This window comes from Microbacterium radiodurans (assembly GCF_008710705.1).
GTDB lineage: Bacteria > Actinomycetota > Actinomycetes > Actinomycetales > Microbacteriaceae > Microbacterium > Microbacterium radiodurans.
Window position 1 is genome coordinate 372,779 of record NZ_VYRZ01000001.1, and the last position, 14,508, is coordinate 387,286.

The 14,508-nt window shown below is 68.1% G+C and carries 15 protein-coding genes and 2 tRNA genes; 13 read left to right on the forward strand and 4 right to left on the reverse strand.

Annotated features, from left to right (window positions below; translation table 11 throughout):
* The first annotated feature begins 43 nt into the window (after window positions 1-43).
* The 8 genes from recF (at window position 44) to F6B42_RS01865 (ending at window position 8,097) form a co-directional block, all read left to right on the forward strand.
* Window positions 44-1,204 (forward strand): DNA replication/repair protein RecF, encoded by a 1,161-nt coding sequence (recF, locus tag F6B42_RS01830; RefSeq protein WP_150417886.1) that lies wholly within the window; start codon window positions 44-46, stop codon window positions 1,202-1,204.
* Window positions 1,197-1,685: a DUF721 domain-containing protein gene (locus F6B42_RS01835; RefSeq protein ID WP_150417887.1), complete on the forward strand. Its 489-nt coding sequence runs from the start codon at window positions 1,197-1,199 to the stop codon at window positions 1,683-1,685. Before recF ends, F6B42_RS01835 begins: the two co-directional genes overlap by 8 nt.
* 124 nt (window positions 1,686-1,809) lie before the next feature.
* A complete protein-coding gene (gene gyrB, locus F6B42_RS01840) occupies window positions 1,810-3,882 on the forward strand; it encodes a DNA topoisomerase (ATP-hydrolyzing) subunit B (protein WP_150417888.1) in 2,073 nt (690 codons plus the stop codon).
* 36 nt (window positions 3,883-3,918) lie between these two features.
* Complete coding sequence (gyrA, locus tag F6B42_RS01845; RefSeq protein ID WP_150417889.1) at window positions 3,919-6,498, forward strand: DNA gyrase subunit A; 2,580 nt, start codon at window positions 3,919-3,921, stop codon at window positions 6,496-6,498.
* Window positions 6,495-6,899: a DUF3566 domain-containing protein gene (locus tag F6B42_RS01850; protein ID WP_150417890.1), complete on the forward strand. Its 405-nt coding sequence runs from the start codon at window positions 6,495-6,497 to the stop codon at window positions 6,897-6,899. Before gyrA ends, F6B42_RS01850 begins: the two co-directional genes overlap by 4 nt.
* Window positions 6,900-6,960: 61 nt before the next feature.
* Window positions 6,961-7,034, forward strand: a tRNA-Ile gene (locus F6B42_RS01855).
* 13 nt (window positions 7,035-7,047) lie between these two features.
* Window positions 7,048-7,120 (forward strand) — tRNA-Ala (locus F6B42_RS01860).
* Window positions 7,121-7,449: 329 nt separating this feature from the next.
* Window positions 7,450-8,097: a hypothetical protein gene (locus F6B42_RS01865; protein ID WP_150417891.1), complete on the forward strand. Its 648-nt coding sequence runs from the start codon at window positions 7,450-7,452 to the stop codon at window positions 8,095-8,097.
* Window positions 8,098-8,165: 68 nt separating this feature from the next.
* On the opposite strand, the gene F6B42_RS01870 is transcribed toward F6B42_RS01865, so the two are convergent.
* Together F6B42_RS01870 and F6B42_RS01875 are read right to left on the reverse strand one after the other, a co-directional pair.
* Window positions 8,166-8,651, reverse strand: a complete 486-nt coding sequence (locus F6B42_RS01870; RefSeq protein WP_150417892.1) for an aminoacyl-tRNA deacylase — start codon at window positions 8,649-8,651, stop codon at window positions 8,166-8,168.
* 5 nt (window positions 8,652-8,656) lie between these two features.
* Complete coding sequence (locus F6B42_RS01875) at window positions 8,657-9,238, reverse strand: DNA helicase (protein WP_150417893.1); 582 nt, start codon at window positions 9,236-9,238, stop codon at window positions 8,657-8,659.
* A gap of 92 nt (window positions 9,239-9,330) precedes the next feature.
* Between F6B42_RS01875 and F6B42_RS01880 the strand changes: the two genes are divergently transcribed.
* Complete coding sequence (locus tag F6B42_RS01880; RefSeq protein ID WP_150417894.1) at window positions 9,331-9,888, forward strand: peptidylprolyl isomerase; 558 nt, start codon at window positions 9,331-9,333, stop codon at window positions 9,886-9,888.
* A gap of 7 nt (window positions 9,889-9,895) precedes the next feature.
* Entirely contained in the window at window positions 9,896-10,786 is an 891-nt protein-coding gene (locus tag F6B42_RS01885) for a rhomboid family intramembrane serine protease (RefSeq protein WP_150417895.1), read from the forward strand.
* A 66-nt stretch (window positions 10,787-10,852) separates the two neighbouring features.
* Here F6B42_RS01885 and F6B42_RS01890 read toward each other — a convergent pair whose 3' ends face one another.
* Window positions 10,853-11,092: a cell division protein CrgA gene (locus F6B42_RS01890; RefSeq protein ID WP_150417896.1), complete on the reverse strand. Its 240-nt coding sequence runs from the start codon at window positions 11,090-11,092 to the stop codon at window positions 10,853-10,855.
* A 55-nt stretch (window positions 11,093-11,147) separates the two neighbouring features.
* Between F6B42_RS01890 and F6B42_RS01895 the strand changes: the two genes are divergently transcribed.
* The 3 genes from F6B42_RS01895 to F6B42_RS01900 are packed head-to-tail and all read left to right on the forward strand — an operon-like array spanning window position 11,148 to window position 12,741.
* Window positions 11,148-11,957, forward strand: coding sequence for a class E sortase (locus tag F6B42_RS01895; RefSeq protein ID WP_150417897.1), 810 nt, complete (start codon window positions 11,148-11,150; stop codon window positions 11,955-11,957).
* Window positions 11,957-12,115: a hypothetical protein gene (locus F6B42_RS14770; RefSeq protein WP_191089239.1), complete on the forward strand. Its 159-nt coding sequence runs from the start codon at window positions 11,957-11,959 to the stop codon at window positions 12,113-12,115. Before F6B42_RS01895 ends, F6B42_RS14770 begins: the two co-directional genes overlap by 1 nt.
* Window positions 12,112-12,741, forward strand: coding sequence for an anthranilate synthase component II (locus F6B42_RS01900; protein ID WP_150417898.1), 630 nt, complete (start codon window positions 12,112-12,114; stop codon window positions 12,739-12,741). Before F6B42_RS14770 ends, F6B42_RS01900 begins: the two co-directional genes overlap by 4 nt.
* A gap of 36 nt (window positions 12,742-12,777) precedes the next feature.
* Here the strand turns inward: F6B42_RS01900 and pknB are convergent, their stop codons facing one another.
* Window positions 12,778-14,484 (reverse strand): Stk1 family PASTA domain-containing Ser/Thr kinase, encoded by a 1,707-nt coding sequence (gene pknB, locus F6B42_RS01905; protein ID WP_150417899.1) that lies wholly within the window; start codon window positions 14,482-14,484, stop codon window positions 12,778-12,780.
* Between the last annotated feature and the right edge of the window lie 24 nt (window positions 14,485-14,508).

Consider the following 14,508-nt stretch of genomic DNA (forward strand, 5'->3'; position numbering starts at 1 on the left):
CGGTCCGACCGGCGGTGTCGGGCGGGGCGAATAGGGTGATCTGATGATCGTGGAGCAGTTGAGCCTGGTGGATTTCCGCAACTATGCGGCCGCCGAGCTGAGCCTGGCTCCCGGCGCGAACGTCTTCGTCGGGCGCAACGGCCAGGGCAAGACGAACCTCGCCGAGGCGATCGGATACTTCGCCACCCTCGGGTCGCACCGCGTGTCGCAGGACGCGCCGATGGTGCGCGACGGAGCGGATGCGGCATTCGTCCGAGCCCGCCTGGCGCACGGCTCCCGCCGAGTGCAGCTCGAGGCCCAACTGAACCGTTCCGGGTCGAACAAGGCGCGGGTCAACGGCTCACCGGTGCGCACAGCGGAGCTGCCGCGCTATGCCCAGGTCGTCCTCTTCGCCCCCGAGGACCTGCAGATCGTGCGCGGAGATCCATCGGCCCGCCGCCGCTTCGCGGATCAGCTGCTGATCCAGCGTGCGCCGCGGCTCGCCGGCGTGCTCGCCGACTACGACCGCGTGCTGAAGCAGCGCAACGCCCTCCTGAAGTCGGCTCGCGCCCGCGGCGTCCGAGGCGAGGGACTGTCGACTCTCGAGGTCTGGGACGACAAGCTCGTCGCCCTGGGCACCGAGGTCATCCGCGCGCGACTGCGACTGGCAGCGGAGCTGACGGCCCCGGTCGCCGCCGCATACGCCGCCATCGCGGGAGACGACCACCGCCCGCGGTTGGAATGGGCGCTGTCGGTCGGCGGTGCCGACCCGGAAGAGGACGAGCAGAGCGGCGAAGCCGCGCCCCTGGATGCCGCCGCGATCGAGCAGGCGTTCCGCGCCGCCCTGGCCGCGCGCCGCTCGAACGAGCTCGACCGGGGCATCACTCTCGTCGGGCCGCACCGGGATGATCTGGTGCTCCGCATCCGCGACCTGCCGGTCAAGGGGTACGCGTCGCATGGCGAATCGTGGTCGGTCGCCCTGTCGCTGCGACTGGCGTCGGCCGAGCTGCTGCGCGCGGAATCCTCGCTCGGAGACCCGATCGTGATCCTCGACGACGTCTTCGCCGAGCTCGATGCGGATCGACGCGCCCGACTGGCCGGTGTCGTTGCCGATTACGAGCAGGTCATCGTGACCGCCGCCGTCGCTGCGGACGTCCCGGAACACCTCCGCGCGCGCACTGTGCGGGTGGAGGCGGGAACCCTGCACGAGGTCGCCGATGCCTGATCGCGACGAGACGCCGGAGACGATCGCGACGTACCTGCGGCTCCGCGGTCTGCAGCCGTCCGGGCGGTGGCGGTCGCGGCGGCGCACGGCGACGGACGACGACGAGAACCAGCCGTTCACCTCCGGCCGCGACCCGAAGGGGCTCGGCGACGTCATCGCCGATCTCACACGCCAGTCCGGCTGGGATGTACAGCTCTCGCGGGAGGACCTCGTGCTGCGGTGGGCCGAGGTGGCGGGCGAGGAGACGGCGCGGCACGCCTCGCCGGTCGCGCTGGCCGACGGCATCCTCACGGTCCAGTGCGACTCGACCGCCTGGGCCAAGAACCTCCATCTGATGCGTACCGCGATCACGACGCAACTCGTGAAAGCGTTCCCGCAGTCGGGTGTGCAGTCGGTGCGTTTCGTGGGGCCGGACGTCCCCTCCTGGAAATGGGGTCCGAGAGCCGTTCCAGGGCGGGGTCCACGCGATACCTACGGATGACCCACGTCCCCAGTCGTCGCTCTCGACTTTCGTTCGCCACAGGGGCGTCCACAGCCGCGCGGAGCTCGCCGACCCGGTAAACTGGGCAGGTCCGACCGAACCTGATGTGGAGCGCTCGAAACCCATGACGTCTCAGAACCCCGACAGCGTTCCCGAAGACCCCGAAATCGTCTCTCAGCCCGACGCCGAAGCCGCGGAGAAGGCGTCGTCGAAGGTTCCGAACGAGTACGGGGCCGACGCGATCCAGGTGCTCGAAGGGCTGGAGGCGGTTCGCAAGCGACCCGGCATGTACATCGGCTCCACCGGTGAGCGGGGCCTCCACCACCTCGTGTACGAGATCGTCGACAACGCCGTCGACGAGGCGCTCGCGGGGTACTGCGACACCATCCACGTCACGATCCTCGAGGACGGCGCCCTTCGCGTCATCGACAACGGACGCGGCATCCCCGTCGACCCGCACGCCTCCGACCCGACCAAGTCGACCGTCGAGGTCGTGCTGACGGTCCTCCACGCAGGCGGCAAGTTCGGCGGCGGCGGGTACGCGGTCTCGGGTGGTCTGCACGGCGTGGGCTCCTCGGTGGTCAACGCGCTCTCCACGCGATTCGAGGTGGAGATCAAGCGGCAGGGCTCGGTGTGGCGCCAGACGTTCAGCGACGGAGGCAAGCCGCAGGGATCGCTGCAGAAGGGCGAGCAGAGTGCGGAGACCGGCACGACCGTCACCTTCTGGCCCGACGCCGACATCTTCGAGACGGTCGACTTCGACTACGACACCCTGCGCACGCGCTTCCAGCAGACCTCGTTCCTGAACAAGGGGCTGCGCATCACGCTGACCGACGAGCGTCCCGAGGCCGTCGAGGTCGTCGACCTCGAGGAGGGCGGGTCCGAGACCCGTCAGCGCCGTGACGACTTCCACTACGAGCGCGGGCTCGTCGACTACGTCGAGTACCTCAACAAGCTGCGCAAGACCGAGGTCGTCAACGACGAGATCATCGAGATCGAGTCCGAGGACACCGTGCGCCACATCTCGCTCGAACTAGCCATGCAGTGGACGACGAGCTACACCGAGAACGTCTTCACCTTCGCGAACACCATCAACACCCACGAGGGCGGCACGCACGAGGAGGGCTTCCGGGCGGCGCTGACCACCAAGATCAACAGCTACGCGCGCGAGAAGGGACTGCTCAAGGAGAAGGACGACAACCTCACCGGCGACGACATCCGCGAGGGTCTCACCGCCGTGATCTCCGTCAAGCTGTCCGAGCCCCAGTTCGAGGGCCAGACCAAGACGAAGCTCGGCAACACCGAGGCGAAGGCCTTCGTCCAGAAGATCGTCGGCGACCAGCTCACCGACTGGCTCGACCGCAACCCGGCGCAGGCCAAGCGCGTCATCATGAAGGCCGTGGATGCCGCGACCGCTCGTCTCGCGGCCCGCAAGGCGCGAGAGACCGCCCGCCGCAAGAGCGTCTTCGAGTCGGCGTCGATGCCCGACAAGCTCAAGGACTGCACGAGCAAGGACCCCTCGATCTCGGAGATCTTCCTCGTCGAGGGCGATTCGGCAGGCGGCTCGGCCGTCCGCGGTCGCGACCCCGAGACGCAGGCGATCCTCTCGCTGCGCGGCAAGGTGCTCAACGTCGAGAAGGCGCGGCTCGACCGCGCGCTCGGCAACAACGAGATCCAGGCGATCATCTCGGCGTTCGGAACCGGCATCGGCGAGGACTTCGCGGTCGAGAAGGCCCGCTATCACAAGATCGTGCTCATGGCCGATGCCGACGTCGACGGCCAGCACATCACCACGCTGCTGCTGACCCTGCTGTTCCGCTACATGCGCGGTCTCATCGAGGCCGGCTACGTCTACCTCGCCATGCCCCCGCTGTACCGCCTCAAGTGGACGAACGCCGATCACGAGTACGTCTTCAGCGACAAGGAGCGCGATGCTCTCTACGCCGACGGCGTCGCGAACGGCAAGCGGATGCCGAAGGATTCCGGCATCCAGCGCTACAAGGGTCTCGGTGAGATGAACCCCGGCGAGCTGTGGGAGACGACCATGGACCACAACACCCGCACCCTCCGCCAGGTGACGATCGACGACGCGGCCGCGGCCGATGAGATCTTCTCGGTGCTCATGGGCGAGGACGTCGAGTCCCGTCGTACCTTCATCCAGCGAAACGCCAAGGACGTGCGCTTCCTCGACATCTGATCGAGCTGAGCGACACGAGGGAACAGAGAAGAACGCATGTCTGACGAAGAACGCCCCGACACCACGCCCGCGCACAACCACGGCAACATCGACCAGGTCGACCTCCAGGTCGAGATGCAGCGCAGCTACCTCGACTACGCGATGAGCGTCATCGTCGGGCGCGCGCTGCCCGACGTGCGCGACGGGCTCAAGCCCGTGCACCGCCGTGTGATCTACGGCATGTACGACGGCGGATACCGTCCCGACAAGAGCTTCTCGAAGTGCGCCCGCGTCGTCGGCGAGGTCATGGGCCAGTACCACCCGCACGGTGACAGCGCGATCTACGACGCCCTCGTGCGCCTCGTGCAGCCGTGGTCGCTGCGCTACCCGCTGGCCGACGGCCAGGGCAACTTCGGCTCTCCCGGCAATCAGGGCGCCGCGGCCCCCCGGTACACCGAGACCAAGATGGCGCAGCTGGCCCTGGAGATGGTCCGCGACATCGACGAGGACACCGTCGACTTCGAGGACAACTACGACGGCAAGACGCAGGAGCCGTCGGTGCTGCCGTCGCGCTTCCCCAACCTCCTCGTCAACGGGTCCGTCGGTATCGCCGTCGGCATGGCGACGAACATCCCGCCGCACAACCTGCGCGAGGTGGCCGAGGGTGCGCTGTGGTCGCTGGAGAACCCCGATGCGTCACGCGAGGAGCTGTTCGAGGCCCTCGTGCAGCGCGTCCACGGACCCGACTTCCCCACCGGGGCTCAGATCCTCGGCACGAAGGGCATCCGAGAGGCGTACCGCACCGGTCGCGGCTCGATCACGATGCGCGCCGTCGTGGAGGTCGAGGAGATCCAGAACCGGACGTGCCTCGTCATCACCGAGCTGCCGTACCAGGTGAACCCCGACAACGTCGCGCTGAAGATCCGCGACCTCGCCCGTGACGGCAAGATCACGGGCATCGCCGACATCCGCGACGAGACGAGCGACCGCACCGGCCAGCGCCTCGTCATCGTCCTCAAGCGGGATGCCGTCGCCAAGGTCGTGCTCAACAACCTCTACAAGCACACCCAGCTACAGGAGAACTTCGGCGCGAACATGCTCGCCATCGTCGACGGCGTGCCGCGCACGCTGCCGCTCGACGGCTTCATCACGTACTGGATCGAGCACCAGGTCGAGGTCATCGTCCGCCGCACGAACTATCGCCTGCGCGAGGCCGAGAAGCGCATGCACATCCTGCGCGGCTACCTGAAGGCGCTCGACGCCCTCGACGAGGTCATCGCGCTCATCCGCCGCTCCCCCACCGTCGACGAGGCGCGCACGGGTCTGCAGTCGCTGCTCGAGATCGACGAGATCCAGGCGGACGCGATCCTCACCATGCAGCTGCGTCGTCTCGCGGCGCTCGAGCGGCAGAAGATCGTCGACGAGGCCACCGAGCTCGAGGCCAAGATCGCCGATCTCAACGACATCCTCGTGACGCCGGCGCGCCAGCGCTCGATCATCGCCGAGGAGCTGACCGCGATCGTCGACAAGTTCGGCGACGAGCGCCGCACGCACATCCTCCACGGCTTCGACGGCGACATGTCGATGGAGGACCTGATCCCCGAAGAGGAGATGGTCGTCACCGTCACCCGCGACGGGTACATCAAGCGCACGCGCAGCGACAACTACCGCTCGCAGCACCGCGGCGGCAAGGGCATCAAGGGCGCACAGCTGCGCGCGGACGACGTCGTGGAGCACTTCTTCGTCACGACGACCCATCACTGGCTGCTGTTCTTCACGACCAAGGGCCGCGTCTACCGCTCGAAGGCGTACGAACTGCCGGAGGCCGGGCGGGATGCGAAGGGCCAGCACGTCGCCAACCTCCTCGCGTTGCAGCCGGGTGAGGAGATCGCGCAGATCCTCGACATCCGCGATTACGCCGCCGCTCAGTACCTCGTTCTCGCGACCCGTGACGGCAAGGTGAAGAAGACGGCGCTGTCGGAGTACGACACGAACCGTCAGGGCGGTGTCATCGCCATCCGCCTCCGCGGCCAGGAGGAGGAGACCGGCGGCGACGAGCTCGTCAGCGCCCTGCTCGTCGACGAAGGCGACGACATCCTGCTCATCACCCGCAAGGGCATGTCGCTGCGCTTCTCGGCGACCGACGACGCTCTGCGCCCCATGGGTCGTTCGACCGAGGGTGTGAAGGGAATCTCGTTCCGTGAGGACGACAGCCTGCTCTCGGCGTCGGTCGCCCGCAGCGAGGGCTACGTGTTCGTCGTCACCGACGGCGGGTACGCCAAGCGCACCTCGGTCGACCAGTACCGCACTCAGAGCCGCGGCGGTCTCGGCATCAAGGTCGCCAAGCTGAACGACGATCGCGGTGTCCTCGCCGGCGGTCTGATCGTCTCGGAGAGCGACGAGGTCCTCGTGGTTCTTGCCAGCGGCAAGGTGGTACGCTCCTCCGTGGCCGAGGTCCCGGCCAAGGGTCGCGACACCATGGGCGTCGTCTTCGCCCGGCCCGGTGACGACGACCGCATCCTCGCGATCGCCCGGAACGGCGAGCGGGGTCTGACCGAAGACGCGGCATCCGACGATGCCCCCGCCCCGGATGCCCCCACGTCCGCGGATACCGAAGAGAGTGGTACTGACGCATGAGCACGGTCGCCGACAAACTCGCCAAGAAGTCCACCAGCAAGACCAGCGCGAAGCAGGTCCGCCTGCGCCTCGTCTACGTCGACTTCTGGTCGGCGGTGAAGCTGTCGTTCCTGGCGGCGGTCGCGCTGGCGATCGTCACGGTGGTGGCGACCTTCCTCGTCTTCATGGTGCTGACGACCACCGGGCTCATCGACCGCGTCGACGAGCTGTTCGTGGCCTTCTCGAACGGCGACTTCTCGATCAAGCAGTTCCTCGGGCTCTCGCAGGTGATGGCGTTCTCCGCCATCGTGGCGATCCTGAACCTCGTCGTGATCACCGTGCTGGGCGCCGTCGTCGCCGGCATCTACAACGTCATGGTCAAGGTCACCGGCGGCCTGCTGGTCGGCTTCACCTCCAATTAGTGAATTGCCGGATTCTCCGGTAAAGTCTTGGAGGTTGACGGCGCGAGAATCGCGTCGAAACGGGGCTATAGCTCAGGCGGTTAGAGCGCTTCACTGATAATGAAGAGGTCCCAGGTTCAAGTCCTGGTAGCCCCACCCCGAACCCCTCGGGGCCTTAGCTCAGTTGGTAGAGCGCCTGCTTTGCAAGCAGGATGTCAGGAGTTCGAATCTCCTAGGCTCCACCGATCTGACGCCGGGTATCCGTTCCAACGGATACCCGGCGTCAGTGTTTCGCCGGCGGTGACCCGCACCTGCGCATGATCACACGTTCCGCTTGTCCGTGATGACGCCTAGGTCGCCGTCGCGACCGGCGTCCCGAGCGCTGTTGTCGCAAGCGTTGATGACCGCGACGGATCGGCATGCAGACCGGGTTGGCGACGACCCGGTCGATCCCCGCATACTGACAGGCGTGGAAGATTCGAGCTCCGACGGAGGCTTCGTCAGTGGATACGCTCCCGCGGGTGCGCGGCGTCGCGGCGTTCGCCGAGTAGGCGGTCGCGGAGCGGGCACCGTGATGCGAAAGTCGCGCAGATGGGGCGCGCCGGCGTGCGTGATCATGGCGGTGCTGATATTGACCGCTTGCACAGCGGGCTCTGCCGCACAGGCGACTGACCTGTATGAGCAGGCACGCGAAGTGAACCGCACCTTCAAAGAGACCGTCGCCGAAGTGCAGCGGCACATCTTCGACGGTGAATGGCGCGTGCGCAATTACGGCGATATGCCCGACCCTTGCGACGACGGGTACGAGTACTACCTCACGCGCGCGACGCCGGAGGAGTTCACCTTCGACGAGCAGGGCCCGCAGAGGATGCAGGAGCTGGAGGGCTGGCTCGTCGAGAACGGGTGGGTCGTCGCGCCGTCACCGACGTACGGCGAGGGGATCGACAACATCATCATCATGGCTGGCAAGCCGGATGCTTTCGTCAGCCGCCTCGACATCGACCTCCTCCCCGGGGTCGCCGCCGAAGGCACGGTCGACGTCCTTGCGATCCGCGCAACCTCGACGTGCCAGCCCGGTGATGCGAACGAGCTCATAATCGAGCTGTATCCCGGCTTCCCCGTGACACCGGCCGACCAATCGCACATCCCCGAGCGCGAGAGTCCCGACACCCCACGCTGGTTCGGATTGACGGAGGACGGCCAACCCCGACCCCTGTGAGGCACCGCGTCGACTGCTCTCGTGCTGACGTCAGCTCCGCCAGCCGCGCGGGCCGCCAGCCTCGTGGGTCAGCCGGTGGCGGGTGCGGAGATGTCCGCGACGGTCGCGCCGTAGGCGGCGATGAGAGCATCGGCGTCGACGAAGAGGCTGAAGCCGTGCGCTCCGGCGCCGATCGCGATGCGGCGTCCGACGATCGAGGAGTCGGCGAAGACCGGCCAGGCTGTCGTGCTCCCGAGAGGCACGATGGTGCCGCGCTCGTAGCCGGTCGCGGCGAGAGCGAGCTCGGGTTCGGGGAGGCGGAGCTTGTTCACGCCGACGACGGCACGGAGCTTCGGCCAGGAGATGGCACGGTCGCCCGGGACGAGGGCGAAGAGGTACGTGTCGTCGCTGCGCTTGACGACGAGCGTCTTGACGATGTCGGCGGGCTGAATGCCCAGCAGCGCGGCGGCCTCGTCGAGACTCGACGCGTCCGGTCGCGGACGCACCACGACATCGAGCCCACGCTCGGCCGCTGCGAGGCGGACACGAGACGTGGGCTCGATGTCGTCGTTCATTCCGTTCAGGCGTCGGGCGCGCGCAGCGGGTCGTCCGCCACCCACAGCTCGTCGTCGGCCCGGAGGGTCTGCCAGGCGGCGTAGAGGACGCCGGCTGCGGCGGAGACGCCGAGGATGATCGCGATGACCCCTCCGGCGCCGATGCCCTTCTTCTTGGGCTCGGGGATCGACGCGTGCGACTGGAACTTCTTGGTCGCCTTCTTGCCGTACTTCGCGGCCTTCTTCTTGACCGACGAGATGTCGAGGTCGACACCGCGGCCCGAGGCCAGCCGCGAACGCGTGTCGTTCGCGGCATCCCACACCGACAGCGCGCCGCCGACGACGGCACCGGCTGCGGGGATGAGCGCGCCGTTGTAGACCTTGCGCGTCGCGCGGACGCTCTTGTCGACGTACGGCGCCGCGTACTGCTCGTACGAGTGCTGCACGGCAGGCTTGACCTGCTCGCGACCGTAGTTGCCGAGCTGGTGACCGGCGTCGCGCGCGATGTGCGCGGCCTCGCCCATCAGGACCTGCTGCGACTCCCAGAGGGTGTTCGCCTGCTTCTGGAGCTTGCGGAGTTGCTTCTTGCGCTTGCGGCTGAGGCTCACGGGGGCCCTCCCTGCGTTCTGGGACGTTTTCCCTCATCTTGCCAGAGTGCCCGCCCGCCAGCAGGGCATTGACAGGTGCGAGAATGACAGACATGCCTCAGCACACCGCAGTAGCGACGATCCACACGAACCACGGCGACATCGTCGTCAACCTCTTCGGCGACCAGGCGCCGCGCACCGTCAAGAACTTCATCGGCCTCTCCGACGGCTCCGGCGAGTGGACCGACCCCGCCACGGGCAAGCCCGGTGAGGGCGCCCTGTACTCCGACGTCATCTTCCACCGCATCATCCCCAACTTCATGATCCAGGGCGGCGACCCGCTCGGACAGGGCGTCGGCGGACCCGGCTACAACTTCGACGACGAGATCAGCCCCGAGCTGGACTTCCAGAAGCCCTACATCCTCGCCATGGCCAACGCCGGACTCCGCCGCAACGCGATCACCGGCAAGGCCGAGGGGACGAACGGTTCGCAGTTCTTCATCACCACCGACCCGACGCCGTGGCTGCAGGGCAAGCACACGATCTTCGGCGAGGTCGCCGACGACGCGTCGCGACAGGTCGTCGACGCCATCGCCGCGGTGAAGACCGGCGCCCAGGACCGTCCCGTCGAGCCGGTCGTCATCGCGTCGATCGACATCGCCGCGGTCTGAGCGGTTCGTGAGCGCGCCCGAGACCTCTCGCAATCCCGACAACTTCTGCTACCGGCATCCCGATCGGCAGAGCTTCGTGCTCTGCCAGCGGTGCCTGCGCACGATCTGTCCGGAGTGCCAGACGCAGATGCCGGTCGGAGTGATCTGTCCGGAGTGCCTGCGCGACCAGCAGAAGGCCTCGGGCGCGCCGCGTCCCCGCCGCGCACCGCGCATCCTGCGCGCGGTGCGCTCGGGTGACTCCCGCCCCCTCGTCACCTACGCGATCATCGCGCTGACGGCGTTCGTCTTCGTCGTCACCCTCATCCCGGGCGTCGGCATCGTCGTGCAGCAGAGTCTCGCGATGTACGCGCCTTATCTCTATCCCGAATTCACCGGCACCTTCCAGCCCTGGCGCCTGTTCACGGTGCTGCTCGTGCACAGCGGATTCTGGCACCTCGGGCTCAACATGCTCGCGCTCTGGATGCTGGGAAGCAGTCTCGAGCCGATGCTCGGGCGCCTGCGATTCCTCTGGCTCTACCTGCTGAGCGGCCTCGGCGGATCGGTCGCCGTCGCCCTGCTCGGCTTCGGAACTCCGGTCGTCGGCGCATCCGGTGCCATCTTCGGCCTGTTCGGCGCCCTGCTCGTGATCGGCCGGCACATCGGCGCGAACATCACCGGCATCGCGGTCGTGCTGGGCATCAACCTCGTGATCTCGTTCCTGCCCCTGATCACCGGCGCGAGCGGCTTCCAGGTGTCGTGGCAGGCGCACATCGGCGGACTGATCGTCGGGGCACTGGTCGGAACCATCTACGCCCGCACGCGCGCCATCCGCAAGAAGCGGCTGCAGGTCGGCCTGCTCGTCGGCACGACCGTCGTGCTCGTCGCGCTTCTCGGCGTCCCGATGGCGATCTACGGCTGAAAGTTATCCACAGGTTTGTCCCCAGGTGGGGATGGAATCACACCGGTGTGATTCACCTGTCGGAGATCAGCGCCAGCGCGTCGTCATGAGGAACCCCACGAAGGCGATGCCGAAGCCGACCACGAGGTTCCACCCCCCGATGCCGGGGATGGGAAGCGTGGAGTTGCTCAGATAGAAGACGAGAACCCACACGAGACCGATGAGCATCAATCCCAGCATGATCGGCTTGAACCAGACCGGGTTGGGTGCGTCATCCGCGGGGCGCCGTTCCACGGTCGGGTCGTCGTGGTCGCTCGAAGATGCCATGGATGAATCCTAGCTGTCAGGTGCCCGATAGCCCGGGCGGCTAGACTCCGGCATCGTGGAGCAGACCGACGAGGCGACCCGCCGACAGCGGCGCGGACGACGCACCGCCCGGCCACGACGGCGGGTGAGCGTCGTCGGTGTGATCGGCGAGATCTTCCTGACCGCAGGCGTCGTGCTGCTGCTGTTCGTCTCGTGGCAGATGTGGTTCGGGGACATGATCATCGGCTCGCAGAAGCAGGCCGAGGCCAACGCGCTCGCGCAGCAGTGGGAGGCCCAGGCGGCCGAGAGCCCACCCGCCCCCGATGCGACGATCGAGCCCGAGCCTGCCGAACCCGTGGCGCCGGTCGAGCCGGCGGCGGTTCCGGTCATGTCCGAACCCGACCCGGGCGCTGAGTTCGGCATCATGTACGTGCCCCGCTTCGGACCCGACTGGCGGTTCACTATCGCGAACGGCACCGGCAAGAAGTCGATCCTGGATGCCGGCTACGTCGGTCACTACGAGGGTTCGGCCATGCCGGGTGCCGACGGCAACATGGCCGTCGCAGCGCATCGCTGGACCTCGGGCGCACCGTTCGATCCCGTCGACAAGCTCGTCGTGGGCGATGCGATCGTCGTCCAGACGCAGGACGGCTGGTACACCTATCGGTTCCGGAACGTCGAATACGTGCAGGACACCGCGATCGAGGTGCTCAACCCCGTGCCGCAGCAGGTCGACGTCGCCGCCAACGGAAAGTACCTGACCCTCACCAGCTGTGCGCCCAAGCTCAACATGCTCGAGCGCATCATCTCCTACGCGTTGTTCGAGGAGTTCACCCCGACGTCCGCCGGCCCGCCGGCATCCCTGAGCGAAGGAGGAGCGGCCTGATGTACGCAGCCCTCTGGCGTGTGCTGCCCGGCCCGTGGTGGGTGCGCACCATCATCCTGCTGATCCTCGCGGCGGCCGCCGTCTACGCGCTCTTCTACTACGCGTTCCCCGCGGTCGCGCCCTTCTTCTCTCCGGCAGAGGAGTCGACGGTCGGGTGACCGCGGTCCTCGTCGTCGACAACCACGACAGTTTCGTCCACACCCTCGTCGGCTATCTGCACGAGCTCGGCGCCGACACCCGGCTCGTCGAAGCGGACGCCGTCGGCGACCCCGTCACCGCGATCTCGGGTTCGCGCGGCGTGCTCATCTCGCCCGGCCCGGGCGGTCCCGACGATGCGGGCGCCTCGGTCGCTCTCGTGCGCGCCGCCGCCGCGTCGGGCGTGCCCCTCCTCGGAGTCTGTCTCGGCCACCAGGCGATCGCGCGTGCCTTCGGAGCGGAGGTGCGTGAGGCGCCGGAACTCATGCATGGCATGACATCCCCCGTCGCGCACGATGGTTCGGCGCTGTTCCGCGGCATCCCATCGCCCTTCGTCGCGAATCGGTACCACTCGCTCGCCGTCGACGCGGCGACGGTGCCGGCGGACCTCGTGGTCACCGCGCGCACCGACGCGGGCACGATCATGGGGCTCGCGCACCGCAGCCGTCCCATCCTCGGGGTCCAGTTCCACCCCGAATCCGTGCTGACGGAGGGCGGGTACCGGCTGCTCGGGAACTGGCTCGAGACGCTGGGCGTCGAGGGTGCCGCCGCGCGCGGGTCCGTCCTCACCCCGCATCGATCGACCTGACCGCCGGCGGGCGATGGCGTGGCGTCGTATCGGGCGTCAGGCGCCGGTGCACACGGTCAGTGCGACTGTCGATCCGATCGGCACCTCACCGGGGGCGAGCGACTGCGATGCGACGGTGCGACCGCCCGCGTTCGGGGGGCAGCCGGGATCCTCGGTCACCTCGGGGATGAGCCGCAGCGTGTCCTGCTGCAGCTCGCGCTCGGCGGCTTCGACCGTGTAGCCGGTGAGGTCGACGAGCGTCACCGTGCCGCTCGCGACGACCAGATCGACGCGCGCGCCCATGGCCAGCTCCGTACCCGCCGCGGCCGAGGAATCCATGACGGTCCCGGCCGGCAGCGACGGATCGTTGCGGGTGCGCACCGACCCGAGCTGAAGCCCGGCGGAGGAGAGCGAGCTGGTGGCCTCGTCGCGACTCAGGTTGAGGAGGGTCGGCACGACCGCCATCTCCTGTCCCGTGGACACGTACACCGTGACGCGCTGTCCCGGCGCGACGCTGACGCCCTCGGCCGGTTCCGTGTCGATGACGTCGCCCTCGGCGACCGCCGCATCGCTGCGATCGGATCGGACGGGTTCGAGGTCGGCGTCGCGGATGAGGGTCTCGGCGAGATCCCACGACTTGCCCGACACCTCGGGAACGGCGCGGGAGGACGGCGGCATGGTCGGATCGGCGTCGCGGAAGGCGAGCACCCAGATGAGCACCGCGATGAGGAGCGCCGCGAGCACCGCGACGCCCGCCCAGATCCAGCTCACCGGGGGACCGGACTGCGTGCGTCGCATCGTCGTGTCCGCGCTCAACTGCCGGAGGGAGCGGGCCGTCTCGGCGGCGTGGCGCGGATCGGGTCCGTAGAGCTCGTTCGACAGCGCGCCCATCTGACGCTTCGTCGGCTGCTTCCCGCTGCTCGCCTCGGTCAGCGCCTCGCGGAACTGCGTCGCATCCTGGAATCGCTGGAAGGGGCTCTTCGCGAGCGCGCGCAGCACGACGGCGTCGAGCGCGCGCGGGACGTCCTCGCGGACATCCGACGGCGGCAGCGGCGCCTCGCTGACGTGCTGGTACGCGACCGCCACCGGCGTCTCGCCGCGGAACGGGGCGCGACCGGTGAGCAGCTCGTACAGGACGACGCCCGCCGAGTACAGGTCGGCGCGCGCGTCGACCGGCTCGCCCTTGGCCTGCTCGGGCGAGAAGTAGGCGGCGGTGCCGATGATGGCGGTGGTCTCGGCGACGGTCGAGGAGGAGTCCGACACCGCACGGGCGATGCCGAAGTCCATGACCTTCACCGAGTCGCCCTCGGTGATCATCACGTTGCCGGGCTTGATGTCGCGGTGGACGACGCCGGCGCGATGGGAGTACTCGAGGGCTTCGAGGATGCCGTCGGTGTAGCGCAGGGCGTCGGCTTCGGCCAGGGGACCGTCGTCGAGCAGGTCTTTCAGGAGGCGGCCGGAGACGAGCTCCATGACGATGTAGGGAACCGGGTGCTCGCTGCCGTCGGCATCCGTCTCCGCGTCTTCGCCGGCGTCGAAGACGCGGACGATCGAGGGATGCGACATGCGGGACGCCGCCTGCGCCTCGAGGCGGAAGCGGGTGCGGAACCCGGGATCGTCGGCGAGCTCGCGCTTGAGCACCTTGATCGCGACATCCCGCCCGAGGGTGATGTCGTAGCCGCGGTAGACGCTCGCCATGCCGCCGCGACCGATCGGTTCGTCGACACGGTAGCGGCCCGACAGCACACGCTGCTCTGCTGACACGTCACTCCCTGCGTTCGAATCGAT

Coding starts and splice junctions, on each gene's coding strand:
- F6B42_RS01870 (WP_150417892.1), bottom strand. CDS start 8,651: ATGAACGACGACATCGAGCCCACGTCTCGTGTCCGCCTCGCAGCGGCC.
- F6B42_RS01890 (WP_150417896.1), bottom strand. CDS start 11,092: ATGGCATCTTCGAGCGACCACGACGACCCGACCGTGGAACGGCGCCCC.
- gyrB (WP_150417888.1), top strand. CDS start 1,810: ATGACGTCTCAGAACCCCGACAGCGTTCCCGAAGACCCCGAAATCGTC.
- gyrA (WP_150417889.1), top strand. CDS start 3,919: ATGTCTGACGAAGAACGCCCCGACACCACGCCCGCGCACAACCACGGC.
- F6B42_RS01850 (WP_150417890.1), top strand. CDS start 6,495: ATGAGCACGGTCGCCGACAAACTCGCCAAGAAGTCCACCAGCAAGACC.
- F6B42_RS01880 (WP_150417894.1), top strand. CDS start 9,331: ATGCCTCAGCACACCGCAGTAGCGACGATCCACACGAACCACGGCGAC.
- F6B42_RS14770 (WP_191089239.1), top strand. CDS start 11,957: ATGTACGCAGCCCTCTGGCGTGTGCTGCCCGGCCCGTGGTGGGTGCGC.
- recF (WP_150417886.1), top strand. CDS start 44: ATGATCGTGGAGCAGTTGAGCCTGGTGGATTTCCGCAACTATGCGGCC.
- F6B42_RS01835 (WP_150417887.1), top strand. CDS start 1,197: ATGCCTGATCGCGACGAGACGCCGGAGACGATCGCGACGTACCTGCGG.